Here is a 13092-nt window from a genome sequence, read left to right as displayed (position 1 = left end):
CGGGGAGGGATCCGGTGTCCGAAGACGCGGATGAATCATCCAAAACAGAAGAGCCGACGCAAAAGAAGCTCGACGAGGCCCACAAGCAGGGCCAGTTCGCGATGACCCAGGAAATCGGCAACTGGCTGATGATCGCCGCGGCGCTGGTGATCCTGGTCACGACCCTGCCCGGAACGCTGAAGGGCATGGTGCCCCGCCTGAACTTCTTTTTCGAGAATCTGGACCAGATCCCCATGGACCAGGGCGGGGTCGGCGCCGTGCTGATGCGGGTGATGAAGGACATCCTGTGGGCGTTGTGGCTGCCCATCCTGTTCCTGCTGTTCGCCGGGGTGATCGGCACGATCGGGCAGAAGGGCTTCAACGTCTCCTGGGAACTGATCACGCCGAAGTTCAGCAAGCTGAACCCGATCTCCGGCATCGCCAACCTGTTCAGCGCCCAGAAGGGCGTCGACCTGCTGAAGAGCCTGGCCAAGGTCGCGGTGGTCGGCGTGGTCGCCTACATCGCGCTTCAGCCGATGATGCTCACCATCGGGCATTTCATCGGCATCGACATGATGATGCTGCTCCGCGAGATGGACGGCCTGACCTTCCGGCTGCTGTCCGGCGTGCTGGCCATTCTGACCCTGATCGCCGGGGCCGACCTGTTCTGGCAGCGCCACAGCTTCGACAAGAAGATGCGCATGACCAAGCAGGAGGTGAAGGACGAGCACAAGCAGGCCGAAGGCGACCCGCACGTGAAGGGCCGCATCCGCCAGTTGCGGTTCGAGCGGGCGCGCAAGCGCATGATGGCGGCGGTGCCCGGCGCCGACGTGGTGGTGACCAACCCGACCCACTTCGCCGTCGCGCTCAAATACGACTCCTCCACCATGGGTGCTCCGATGGTGGTGGCGAAGGGCGCCGACGCCGTCGCCTTCAAGATCCGCGAGATCGCCGAGGAGAACGGCGTGCCGGTGATGGAAAATCCGCCCCTCGCCCGTGCGCTCTATGCCGCATGCGATATCGACGAGGAGGTTCCGTCCGAGCACTATCGCGCCGTGGCGGAAGTCATTACCTATGTCTTCAAGCTGAAAGGACGCGCGGTGCGGAACTGAGGACCGTTCCCGGACCTTTCCTTGCGGCGAACGGCTGACCTGGAGTTCCGGTGGACGACACGACCTCTTCCTTTGCCGACAGCGCTCCCGCCGGCCACCGCAGCGATGGTGCCGCGGGGGTGGCGGAACGGCCCGGCGGCGCCGTCGCCACCGGGGTGCTCGCGGTGCTTCTCGTGGCCGGGCTGGTGGCGGCGGGAACCGGGGTGATCCTGGACCGCGACCCGCTGGCCTGGGCCGGTCTGACCGCCGCGGGGACCGGGGCCCTGGCCCTGGCGCTCCGCATGGTCCGCGCGCGCCGGCGGGCGGCCCGCGTCGGCGCGCTGCTGGGAAGCGCGCTGGAGGGGCTTCCGTCCGGCCAGCTCGTCTGCGACGGGGCCGGGCATGTGGTCTTCGTCAACAGCACCTTCCGTTCGCTGACCGGCTGGAGCGAGGGCGAGCCGCCGCTGCGTGCGCTCGAACGCCAGTTCGCCGACGATGCGGACAGCGCCGACGCCTTCCGACGCCTGTGCGAGCGCGTGAAGGGCGGCTATTCCGGCTCCATCGAGCTGGCGGTCCGCCAGCAGGGCCGTGCCGCCGAATGGCGCCGCATCCAGGGCCAGCCCATCGACGGGCACGCCGGGGCGGTGATGTGGCGCGTCGAGGACATCACCGCGCGGCGCGAGCTGGAGCAGGTGACGCGGCGCGAGCAGACCCAGCTCGTCGATTTCATGGACCACGCGCCGATCGGCTTCTTCTCGGTGGACCAGGACGGGCATTTCCAGTTCGTCAACGCGACCCTGGCGAAGTGGCTGGGCTGCGCGCCGGAGGAGCTGGTCGAGGGCGGCCGCCGCCTGCACGACGTGCTGGCCCACCCGCCCGCCGCCTCCGCTCCCTACGACCTCCTGGAGGGTGGGGGGCTGGAGCAGCGTGGCGAGATCGCCATGCACGGGCTCCAGGGACGCCGCTTCCAGGCCTATGTCGCGCAGAGCGTGGTGAGGGGCGAGGACGGGCGGATTTCCCACACCCGCTCGGTCGTGCGCGACCTGACGCCGGAGCGCGAGTGGCAGGAGGCCCTGCGCCTGTCCGAGCAGCGCTTCCAGCGCTTTTTCGAGGACGCGCCCATCGGCATCGCGCTGGTGGACGAGGGCGGGCGGCTGGCCGAATGCAACCAGGCCTTCCTGGCGCTGATCGGCAGCGAGGCCGGCAACGTCCTCGGGCGGGGCATGGCCGACCTGATCGTCCCGGCGGAGCGCGCCATGGTGACCGAGCGGCTGACCGCCGTGCAAGGCGGCGCCAACCCCGCCGCCCCGCTGGAGGTGCGGCTGACCGGCGGGCGCGAGCTGGTGGCCCAGCTCTACGCGCGGCGGCTCGGAGGGGTGGGGCCGGAAGGGGCGGCGGGGCTGATCCTGCATTTCATCGACATGACCGAGCGCAAGGGGCTGGAGGCCCAGTTCGCCCAGTCGCAGAAGATGCAGGCGGTCGGCCAGCTGGCCGGCGGCGTCGCCCACGACTTCAACAACCTGCTGACCGCGATGATCGGCTTCTGCGATCTGCTGCTGCTGCGCCACAAGCCGGGCGACCAGTCCTTCAGCGACATCATGCAGATCAAGCAGAACGCCAACCGCGCGGCCAACCTCGTGCGGCAGCTTCTGGCCTTCTCGCGCCAGCAGACGCTTCAGCCGCGCATCCTGAGCGTGACCGACGTCTTGGCCGAGCTTGGCAACCTGATGCGCCGGCTGATCGGCGAGAACATCGAGCTGAAGATGCTCCACGGCCGGGACATCGGCTACGTCAAGGTCGACCAGAACCAGCTGGAGCAGGTCATCATCAACCTCGTGGTCAACGCGCGCGACGCCATGGCCGGGGGCGGGCGGCTGACCATCGTCACCTCCAACCATGTGGTCGAGCTGGCGCAGCGCCGTGAGCACGAGACGATACCGGCCGGCGAGTATGTGTCCATCGAGGTGATCGACACCGGCTGCGGCATCCCCAGGGAGAATCTCCAGCGCATCTTCGAGCCCTTCTTCACCACCAAGGGCGTGGGGTCTGGCACCGGGCTGGGCTTGTCCACCGTCTACGGCATCGTCCGCCAGACCGGCGGCTTCGTGCTGGTCGAATCGGAGAAGGGGGAGGGGACGACCTTCACCATCCTGCTGCCCCGCCACAAGGGCGAGGCCCGTCCCGACCAGGGCGAGCCGCGGGAACGGCGCGGCAGCGACCTGACCGGTTCCGGCACCATCATGCTGGTCGAGGACGAGGACGCCGTGCGCGTCTTCTCCGCCCGCGCGCTGCGCAACAAGGGCTATCAGGTGCTGGAGGCCAAGAACGGCGAGGCGGCGTTGCAGCAGATCGGCACGGACGGCAGCCGCATCGACCTGCTGATCACCGACGTGGTGATGCCGCAGATGGACGGACCGACCCTGGCCCGCCATGTCCGGCAAATGCGCCCGGACATGCGGGTGATCTTCATCTCCGGCTACGCCGAGGATCGGCTGGGCGAGATCGACGGGGTCGAGGTCGCCCACTTCCTGCCCAAGCCCTTCTCCCTGAAGCAGCTCGCCTCCAAGGTGAAGGAGGTCATCCGCGACGGGAAGTGACGGGGCGGGGCCTTATCCGACGCGCCAGCCGTGATAGGCCCAGCGGTCCGTTCCCGGCACGTCGAGAGCCTCCCACCCGCGACGCCCGGCGCCGATCGGGCGGTCCGACAGGACGAGGGCGCCCGGCGCCAGGAAGGGTTCGATCAACCCGCCGATCCACTGGCGGATGCCGTCCTCCGCGTCCTCCCGCGCGCTGCCGATGTCGGCGTGGGCCAGCCGCACCGCGCCGTGGAAGCGCTCCGCCGCGGCCGGCAGCGTGTCGCGGAAGTCACCCAGGAGCAGCCGGTCCTCGTCCGGGCGCAGGGACGCGGGAACACGCGCCCACATATCGAACACCAGGATGTCGCGCGGCGGGAACAGGTGGCGCAGATGGTCGTAGGTGCGGCCCTTTCCCAGACCGATTTCCATCACCAGGCCGGGGGTCCCAGCGACGCAGCCGGCGGCCCAGCCGAGCGCGACGCGCTGGGTGGTGAGGCGGTCGATCATCCGGTCGAGCGTGGAGTGGGCGGTCGTCATGTGTGGCTTTTCGGGGTGTCGTTGGCGGAGCATCTCCTCATGAACGCCGCAGTTGGAATTCCGTTGCATCGCTTCCGGACGGTCATGGCGCCAGAGGCGAATGGTCATTGCACAGCGCCGGATCGTTCCTAACTTGCGATGAGAACATTCGCGGAACTTAGAGCTTTGCGCAGGAGAACAAAGCTGGTACATTCCCTCTCACCGAATGACCGTTGGTGAGATCGTTGGCCCTGGGGCCGCGGATGTGATCTAACAAGGGGAGACGGGCATGTCGTCCGCACAGCTTCGTTTGGTCGAGAAGGATTCCATGGATAAGCAGAAGGCCCTGGATGCCGCTCTGGCGCAGATCGAGCGCGCCTTTGGCAAGGGCTCGATCATGAAGCTCGGCGCCCGCGAGAACACGGTCGAGACGGAGGTGGTTTCCACCGGCTCGCTCGGCCTCGACATCGCGCTGGGCATCGGCGGCCTGCCGCGCGGCCGCATCATCGAGATCTACGGACCGGAAAGCTCGGGCAAGACGACGCTGGCGCTGCACGCCATCGCCCAGGCCCAGAAGGGCGGCGGCACCTGCGCCTTCGTGGACGCGGAGCACGCCCTGGACCCGTCCTACGCCCGCAAGCTGGGCGTGAACGTGGATGAGCTGCTGATCTCCCAGCCCGACGCCGGCGAGCAGGCGTTGGAGATCGCCGACACGCTGGTGCGCTCCGGCGCCGTCGACGTGCTGGTGGTCGACTCGGTGGCCGCCCTGGTGCCGCGCGCCGAGCTGGAAGGCGAGATGGGCGACAGCCACGTCGGCCTGCACGCCCGCCTGATGAGCCAGGCGCTGCGCAAGCTGACCGGCTCCATCGCCAAGTCGAACTGCCTGGTGATCTTCATCAACCAGATCCGCCTGAAGATCGGCGTGATGTTCGGCAACCCGGAGACGACGACCGGCGGCAACGCGCTGAAGTTCTACGCCTCCGTCCGTCTGGACATCCGCCGCATCGGCGCGATCAAGGACCGCGAGACGGTGGTGGGCAACCAGACCCGCGTGAAGGTGGTGAAGAACAAGATGGCCCCGCCGTTCCGCGTGGTCGAGTTCGACATCATGTACGGCGAGGGCGTGTCGAAGGTGGGCGAGCTTCTCGACCTCGGAATCCAGGCCGGCGTGGTGGAGAAGTCAGGCGCGTGGTTCAGCTACGACGGCACCCGCATCGGCCAGGGCCGCGAGAACGCCAAGAACTACTTGCGCAACAACCCGGCCACGGCCGACGCCATCGAGGCGAAGATCCGCGGCAACGCCGGCCTTGTCGCCGACGCGATGATGGGCACCCCGGAAACCGACGGGGACGCCGCCACGCCGGAGTGATCCGGGGATGCGACCTCGTGGATGGAGGTCCCTGACGAAGCCATCCAGGGAAAGGGCGCCACTCCACAGGGTGGCGCCTTTTTCATGCGTCATTCCGGCGGCGGCGCCCTTCGGTCGGCTGTTTGTATTTCGTGGTTGGAGAGCAAACGGGGCGCGAGCAAACAGCACGGCGCATTCTTCCGTTTCCAAGCCTCGCTGAGGTCGGACCCCTCAGGCTTGTGCTTCGCCGCGCCTCTCCTGCATCATGCGCCACGGTTGGCGAACGGGGATGACGGCATCATGGCTGTGCAGTTCGAACGGGTAACGCCGATTTTGCCGGTCCGGGACGTCCGCGCAGCGCTCGCCCATTACCGGCGTCTTGGCTTCGAGGCGTCCGCCTACAACGATACGGATGAGGACCCCATTTATGGTTTTCTTGTCTGGGGCGACGTGAGTCTTCACTTGACGCTGGTTCCCGACCTGGAGCCAGCACGCTCAACCACAGCCTGCTATCTCTACGTCAACGACGCTGACGCGTTGCATGCGGCGTGGCAGGCCGCCAAAGTCGATGGTCGTCTGACCGCCCCGGCCGACACGCCCTATGGCCTGCGCGAGTTTGCCCATATCGATCCGGACGGCAATCTGCTGCGGATCGGCGCGCCCATAACTCCGAATTCCAGATAAGGTCGCGGCCGGTCTGCCAGTTCCTTCCATCGAGGTCCGTTTCTGAACCAGCATGCAAATTGAGACGGGCGTGCGAGCACGCACTCGCCGACGCTTGGCCTGACTATGCGCTCGGACGCAGCGATCCGCCGAGCTTTCTCGATCCGGACATGCCCTGCTTCTTCTCCAACGCCTGATGGAGCGAGGTCGGGCCACGCGCTTCTCGCCATCCTCACGCGCTTTCGTTCCAGTGACGGGCACTCTGTGGACAGCCACCGCAAGTCACGTTAAAAGCACGGTTCGGCCGCAGAACAAGGCCGCGCCGCCGATTGTAGCCGACCGTAGCCGGAGCCTGGACAGCTTATGAAGACCGCCAACGACATCCGCCGCACGTTCCTGGACTTTTTCGCGAAGAACGGCCACCAGATCGTGGAGTCGTCGCCGCTGGTTCCGCGCAACGACCCGACGCTGATGTTCACGAACGCCGGCATGGTGCAGTTCAAGAACGTCTTCACCGGGGCGGAGCAGCGGCCCTATTCACGGGCGACCACCTCGCAGAAGTGCGTGCGCGCGGGCGGCAAGCACAACGACCTGGACAATGTCGGCTACACGGCGCGGCACCACACCTTCTTCGAGATGCTGGGCAACTTCTCGTTCGGCGACTACTTCAAGGACGACGCGATCGCCTTCGCCTGGAATCTCGTGACGAAGGAGTTCGGGCTGCCGGCGGACAAGCTGCTGGTCACCGTCCACAGCTCCGACGAGGACGCGGCGGGCATCTGGCGCAAGGTCGCCGGCCTGTCGGACGACCGCATCATCCGCATCCCGACCGACGACAATTTCTGGCGCATGGGCGACACCGGCCCCTGCGGCCCCTGCTCGGAGATCTTCTTCGACCATGGTCCGCACATCGCCGGCGGTCCTCCGGGTTCGCCCGACCAGGACGGCGACCGCTTCATCGAGATCTGGAACCTCGTGTTCATGCAGTATGAGCAGCGCGGTCCCGACGACCTGATCGCCCTGCCGAAGCCGTCGATCGACACCGGCATGGGGCTGGAGCGTCTGGCCGCCGTGCTCCAGGGCAAGCACGACAATTACGACATCGACCTGATGCGGGCGCTGATCGTGGCCTCCGCCGAGGCGACGAAGACCGCGCCGGACGGCGCGCACGCCGTCTCGCACCGGGTCATCGCCGACCATCTGCGCTCCTGCTGCTTCCTGATCGCCGACGGCGTGCTGCCGTCGAACGAGGGCCGCGGCTATGTGCTGCGTCGCATCATGCGCCGCGCCATGCGCCACGCCCACATGATCGGCGCCCGCGAGCCGCTGATGCACCGCCTCGTCCCGGCGCTGATCCAGCAGATGGGCGATGCCTATCCGGAGCTGAACCGCGCCCGCGCCCTGATCGTCGAGACGCTGAAGCTGGAGGAGACCCGCTTCAAGCAGACGCTGGAGCGCGGCCTGCGCCTGCTGGAGGACGAGGTCGGCCGCCTGGGCGAAGGGCAGCCGCTGCCCGGCGACGTGGCGTTCAAGCTGTACGACACCTACGGCTTCCCGCTCGACCTGACCCAGGACGTGCTGCGCACCCAGGGCCGTCCGGTCGATGAGAGCGGCTTCAAGGCCGCCATGGACGAGCAGCGCCGCAAGGCCCGCGAATCCTGGGCCGGCTCGGGCGAAGCGACGACCGAGAAGCTGTGGTACGAGCTGAAGGACGAGCTGGGCGCCACGGAGTTCTTCGGCTACGACACCGAGGTCGCCGAGGGCAAGGTGACCGCCATCGTCAAGGGCGACGCCCGCGTCGAGCAGGCCGCCGTCGGGGACGAGGTGATGGTCATCGTCAACCAGACGCCCTTCTACGGCGAGTCGGGCGGTCAGGTCGGCGACGCCGGCGTGATCTTCTCCGCCGAGGGCACCGAGGTCGCCGTCTCCGACACCCAGAAGAAGCTGGGCGCCGTCTGGGCCCATGTCGGCACGGTCACCAAGGGCACGCTGAAGGTCGGCGACGTGGTGGAGCTGCGCGTGGACACGGAGCGCCGCTCGGCCATCCGCGCCAACCACTCGGCCACCCACCTGCTGCACGAGGCGCTGCGCCGCCGCCTGGGCGAGCATGTCACCCAGAAGGGCTCGCTGGTCGCCCAGGAGCGCCTGCGCTTCGACATCAGCCAGCCGACCGGCCTGACCCCGGCGGACATCGCCGCGGTCGAGGACGAGGTGAACCGCCGCATCCTCGGCAACAGCGAGGTCGTCACCCGCCTGATGTCCCCGGACGAGGCCCGCGCTTCCGGCGCCATGGCCCTGTTCGGCGAGAAGTACGGCGACGAGGTGCGCGTCGTCTCCATGGGCGGCCCGCACGGTGAGCTGGACCGCGACTACTCGATCGAGCTGTGCGGCGGCACGCACGTCCGCCGCACCGGCGACATCGGCCTGTTCAAGATCGTCGCCGAGGGCGCCGTCGCCGCGGGTGTGCGCCGCATCGAGGCGCTGACCGGCACCGGCGCCAAGGCATGGCTGTCGGAACGCGACCATCTGCTGACCGAGGCGGCGTCCGTGCTGAAGGTCCGTCCGGAAGACGTCCCGTCGCGCCTCGCCGCGCTGGTCGACGAGCGCAAGAAGATGGAGCGCGAGCTGGCCGAACTCCGCCGTCAGGTCGCTATGGGCGGTGGCGCCAAGGCCGAGGGCGGCAACGAGGCCAAGGACATCGCGGGTGTCAAGTTCGCCGCCCGCGTGGTCGAGGGTCTGCCGGCCAAGGACCTGAAGCCGATGGCCGACGAGCTGAAGAAGCAGGTCGGTTCCGGCGTCGTCGTTCTGATCGCGTCGAACGAGGGCAAGGCGTCCATCGTCGTCGGCGTCACCGAGGATCTGACGGCCAAGCTCAGCGCCGTCGATCTGGTGCGCGTCGGTGCGGAGGCGCTGGGCGGGAAGGGCGGCGGCGGCCGTCCGGACATGGCCCAGGCCGGTGGTCCGGATGCCGCGCTGGCGCCCGCCGCGGTCGAGGCCATCGAGAAGGCCGTGGCGGCCAAGGCCGCCTCCTAACTACCGCGCGTCCCGTCCGGCGCTACCCTCTCCAAAGCCGGAGCGGGTGCGCTCGGCGGGTGCTGGCGGATCACGAGGCCGGGGCGGTCGGGAATGCCGTAGCGCCGGTATTCCCGCGCCAACTGGCCGGTCAGGGCCAGCCCGGCCATGCGGATGTCTGCGGCCAGCGAGGCCAGCGGCGCGTCCAGCGTCCTGGGCCGGTTGCGCTCCACCAGGAAATGGCCCAGCCACGCCGCTCCGTACCCGACCAGCGGCGCCGCCACCAGCGCCCGCCAGTCGCGGCGGGCCAGTCCCACCCCCAACAGGGCCGCCGCCGACAGCGTGCCGGCGACGTGCAGCGCCCGGTTCGTCGGGTCGCGGTGCTGTTCCAGATAATCGGGCCAGAAATTGGGATCGGTCGCCATGGCGGACTCCTTCCGCGGGGGAACGCCGGGCGGCCCGCGGCGGTTCCGTCTTGCATGACGCCCGCCGTGCTGGAAGGATGCGCGGGTCAACGAACGATACCGTGGAACCGACTGGCATGCGCTTCACCGGCACCGACTCCTACGTCGCCACCGACGATCTGATGGTGGCCGTCAACGCGGCCATCACGCTTGAGCGCCCGCTGCTGGTGAAGGGGGAGCCGGGCACCGGCAAGACCGTGCTGGCCCAGGAGGTCGCCCGGGCCCTGAACAAGCCGCTGCTTGCCTGGCACATCAAGTCCACCACAAAGGCGCAGCAGGGCCTCTACGAGTACGACGCGGTCAGCCGCCTGCGCGACAGCCAGCTCGGTGAGGAGCGGGTGCACGACATCGGCAACTACATCGTGCGCGGCAAGCTGTGGGAGGCGTTCGAGGCGCCCGAGCCCCCCGTGCTGTTGATCGACGAGATCGACAAGGCCGACATCGAGTTTCCCAACGACCTGCTGCTCGAACTCGATCGCATGGAGTTCCACGTCTACGAGACGCGGCAGACCGTCAAGGCGGCGCGGCGCCCCCTCGTCATCATCACCTCCAACAACGAGAAGGAACTGCCGGACGCCTTCCTGCGCCGCTGCTTCTTCCATTACATCCGCTTCCCCGACCGCGACACCATGGAGCGGATCGTGGACGTCCATTATCCCGGCCTGAAGCAGGACCTGCTGCGCGAGGCGATGACGCTGTTCTACAGCTTGCGCGAGGTGCCGGGGCTGAAGAAGAAGCCTTCCACGTCGGAGCTTCTCGACTGGATCAAGCTGCTGATGGTCGAGGACGTGGACCCCGAGACCCTGCGCGCCAAGGACGCCCGCAGCCTGATACCGCCGCTGTGCGGTGCGCTTTTGAAGAACGAGCAGGACGTTCACCTGCTGGAACGGCTGGCTTTTCTCGCCAAGCGGGAAGGGCGCTAGGAAGCGCTTGACCGCGGCCGGCCTTCTGGGGCAGCCTGAACCCATGCAATCGACCCCGCACCTGAACCGAATGCGAATTACCGCCCCGGCGCTCTGACAGAGGGCGCCGGACCGCGAGCGTTCGTTTTCGCAATCTGGTGTGGAGTGTGGCGTGTCCGTGCGCCCTGGGTCTTCCGGAACCCGCAATCCGGTCCATCACGATCCCCTGACCCATTCCTTCACGCGTGCGTTGCGCCATCCGGCGGAGCGAATGCGGGGCTCCGCGCGAATTATCGTCCCGGTCCGCTGACGCGGGCCGGGTTTCGCGCCTTCCTTTTCCGCCCCCGTTCGTTCCCTCCGCCCGAGGACTCCCGCGATGCCGTCCGCGCACGCCACCCGTCTGCCTTCCGTTTCCGTCCGCCGTGATGCCGAAGACCGTCTGCCGTCCTGGCTCCCCCTCTCCGCCATCGAGGACGCCGCCGAGCGTCTGCACGGGCGGATCGTCCGCACGCCGCTGTTGCCCGCGCCGGTGCTGGGGCGTGACGTCTGGCTGAAGGCGGAGACCTTCCAGGCGACCGGCGCCTTCAAGGAGCGCGGCGCGCTGAACCGTCTGCTGCGCCTGACGGCGCTGGAGCGCGCTGCCGGTGTCGTCGCCATGTCGGCGGGCAACCACGCCGCCGGTCTGGCGCTGCACGCCCAGCGGCTCGGGGTGGCGGCGACCATCGTCATGCCGGTCACCGCGCCGCGCTGCAAGGTTGAGCGGACGGAGGCGCTGGGCGCCGAGGTCGTGCTGTCCGGGGCCACCGTGGGGGAGGCGAAGACCCGCGCGCTGCAACTGGCGGCGGAACGGCGGCTGACCTTCGTGCATCCCTACGACGATCCGGACGTGATCGCCGGGCAGGGCACGGTGGGGCTGGAGGTGCTGGCCGACCGTCCGGACCTTGAGACGCTGGTGGTGCCGGTGGGAGGGGGCGGCCTGCTGGCCGGCATGGCGGCGGCGGTGAAGGCGCGCAAGCCCTCCGTCACCGTGGTCGGGGTGCGGCTGGCGCGCCGGCGGGGGCCGACCCTGGCCGACGGGATCGCGGTGGACGCGCTGGGCAAGCTGCCGCAGGCCCTGCTGGCCGGCTTCGTGGACGCCCTGGTCGAGGTGGAAGAGGCGGAGGTCGCGGCGGCGATGCGGACCCTGCACGGCTCGTTCGGCATGGTGGCGGAAGGCGCCGGGGCGGCGGCCATGGCGGCGCTTCTGGCTGGGAAGGCGCCGGCGGAGGGGCAGACCGTCGCCGTGCTGTCCGGCCGCAACGTGGATTCCGACACGCTGGTGCGGACGCTCGCCGCCGCTTGATCGGCATCAATGACCGCGGGCCGGTCAGGGACGCAGGATCGGCCTGCGGGCGCACCGTCGGAAGGGCGGTGGCCGCGCAGGCATAAGGCCGGTTGACCCCGTGGCTCGTCTGGTGTCCCTCCTCGCGCTTGTGGTTCTGGCCGCCGGGCTTCTCGGCGGTGCCGCACCCCTGCGCATGCCGGACCTTCCGGCACCGCACTGCGAATCCACCGCGGTGCGGGATGCCGCGGACGGCGACATCCACCACCCGACGGACAGCCCGGTTCCGGGGAAGGCCCACGCGCACGGCACCGCCGGGTGCCTTTGCCTGAGCGGGGCCTGCGATCTGGCCGGCCTGCCGGCCCGGGTCGGCGTGCCCTTCGGCCATCGCCTCGCGACCCTGCTTCCCGGCGCGGACGCCGAGCCCGCCGCCGCTGCCCACGCGCCGCCACTGCCACCGCCGCGCGCCTGACTTCCGCCGTTCCGTCGCCTTTTCCCCGACCCGTGGACGCGCCCACAAGCCGTGCCCGGACCCCTGTCCATCGAGGCACCGGCGCGCCCGCCGAACACGCGCGAGTCATCCCATGACCATGACCCACTACATGGAACTGCTGGCCGTCAACCAGCCCTGGAACCTGCTGATCTTCATGGCGGTCCCCGTCATCCTGGCCGAGACGGTGGCGATCAGCGAATTGTACCTGCTCTACACCCGCGATTATGACGGCCCGGTGCGGCGGCTGAACCGCTGGGCCGGCATCACCGTCGGCGTCTATTTCACGGGTGTCTTCGCGTATCTGATGCAGAACGCGGTCGTTCCGCTGACCGTGTCCGGTGGTTGGCGCGGGCCGGCGGACGTGCTGGCGGTGGGCTTCTACCTCGCCGGCATCGTTCCGCTCGGCGGCATCGCGCTGCTGGACCTCGGGCTGATCGGCCGGGGCCGCGGCGAGCATGGCCGCATGGCGATCCACGCGGGGCTGGTCGGGCTGTTCCTGATCGTCGCCCACATCGCCATGATCTTCGGCATGCTGGACCCGACGCTGCTCACCGGTGCCGCCGCAGCCGGCGGGCACACGATGCACTGAACGGATGCGGACTGTCCCTCTCCCGCCCCGGGAGAGGGAAGGGGCCCGCGCAAGGCGCGGGAAGGGTGAGGGTGCTGCCAAGAATCAGCATCTGATCCTCGCACGACCCTCACCCGGCCCTTCGGGCCACCCTCTCCC

General features: G+C 68.9%; 11 protein-coding genes. 9 read left to right on the top strand and 2 right to left on the bottom strand.

What is annotated here, in order from left to right:
* Positions 1 to 14 precede the first annotated feature (14 nt).
* Positions 15 to 1091: a flagellar biosynthesis protein FlhB gene (gene flhB / locus D3869_RS03530; protein ID WP_137138973.1), complete on the top strand. Its 1077-nt coding sequence runs from the start codon at positions 15 to 17 to the stop codon at positions 1089 to 1091.
* 50 nt (positions 1092 to 1141) lie between these two features.
* Positions 1142 to 3667 carry a hybrid sensor histidine kinase/response regulator gene (locus D3869_RS03525; RefSeq protein WP_137138972.1) on the top strand — a complete coding sequence of 842 codons (2526 nt, stop codon included), beginning with the start codon at positions 1142 to 1144 and terminating at the stop codon, positions 3665 to 3667.
* A gap of 12 nt (positions 3668 to 3679) precedes the next feature.
* On the opposite strand, the gene D3869_RS03520 is transcribed toward D3869_RS03525, so the two are convergent.
* Positions 3680 to 4183, bottom strand: a complete 504-nt coding sequence (locus tag D3869_RS03520) for a class I SAM-dependent methyltransferase (protein WP_137138971.1) — start codon at positions 4181 to 4183, stop codon at positions 3680 to 3682.
* Between the two features lie 268 nt (positions 4184 to 4451).
* Here D3869_RS03520 and recA point away from each other — a divergent pair, with 268 nt between their 5' ends.
* From recA to alaS, 3 genes are all read left to right on the top strand, one after another.
* Positions 4452 to 5531 (top strand): recombinase RecA, encoded by a 1080-nt coding sequence (gene recA, locus D3869_RS03515; RefSeq protein WP_094302986.1) that lies wholly within the window; start codon positions 4452 to 4454, stop codon positions 5529 to 5531.
* Positions 5532 to 5810: 279 nt separating this feature from the next.
* Positions 5811 to 6194: a bleomycin resistance protein gene (locus D3869_RS03510; RefSeq protein WP_137138970.1), complete on the top strand. Its 384-nt coding sequence runs from the start codon at positions 5811 to 5813 to the stop codon at positions 6192 to 6194.
* Positions 6195 to 6536: 342 nt separating this feature from the next.
* Positions 6537 to 9206 carry an alanine--tRNA ligase gene (alaS, locus tag D3869_RS03505; protein ID WP_137138969.1) on the top strand — a complete coding sequence of 890 codons (2670 nt, stop codon included), beginning with the start codon at positions 6537 to 6539 and terminating at the stop codon, positions 9204 to 9206.
* Here the strand turns inward: alaS and D3869_RS03500 are convergent.
* Positions 9203 to 9610, bottom strand: a complete 408-nt coding sequence (locus D3869_RS03500) for a DUF962 domain-containing protein (protein ID WP_137138968.1) — start codon at positions 9608 to 9610, stop codon at positions 9203 to 9205. The two genes, alaS and D3869_RS03500, sit on opposite strands and share 4 nt — an antisense overlap.
* Before the next feature lie 116 nt (positions 9611 to 9726).
* Between D3869_RS03500 and D3869_RS03495 the strand changes: the two genes are divergently transcribed.
* The 4 genes from D3869_RS03495 (at position 9727) to D3869_RS03480 (ending at position 12954) form a co-directional block, all read left to right on the top strand.
* Complete coding sequence (locus D3869_RS03495; RefSeq protein ID WP_137138967.1) at positions 9727 to 10572, top strand: AAA family ATPase; 846 nt, start codon at positions 9727 to 9729, stop codon at positions 10570 to 10572.
* A 355-nt stretch (positions 10573 to 10927) separates the two neighbouring features.
* On the top strand, positions 10928 to 11893 hold the full coding sequence (locus tag D3869_RS03490; protein ID WP_137138966.1) for a pyridoxal-phosphate dependent enzyme: 966 nt from the start codon (positions 10928 to 10930) through the stop codon (positions 11891 to 11893).
* A 100-nt stretch (positions 11894 to 11993) separates the two neighbouring features.
* On the top strand, positions 11994 to 12344 hold the full coding sequence (locus D3869_RS03485) for a hypothetical protein (RefSeq protein WP_137138965.1): 351 nt from the start codon (positions 11994 to 11996) through the stop codon (positions 12342 to 12344).
* Between the two features lie 112 nt (positions 12345 to 12456).
* Entirely contained in the window at positions 12457 to 12954 is a 498-nt protein-coding gene (locus D3869_RS03480; RefSeq protein WP_137138964.1) for a DUF6803 family protein, read from the top strand.
* The last annotated feature ends 138 nt before the right edge of the window (positions 12955 to 13092 follow it).

The sequence above is a fragment of the Azospirillum brasilense genome (assembly GCF_005222205.1).
Lineage (GTDB): Bacteria > Pseudomonadota > Alphaproteobacteria > Azospirillales > Azospirillaceae > Azospirillum > Azospirillum brasilense_G.
The sequence above is the reverse complement of the archived record's forward strand: the minus strand, read 5'-3'. Positions and strand labels throughout refer to the sequence as shown.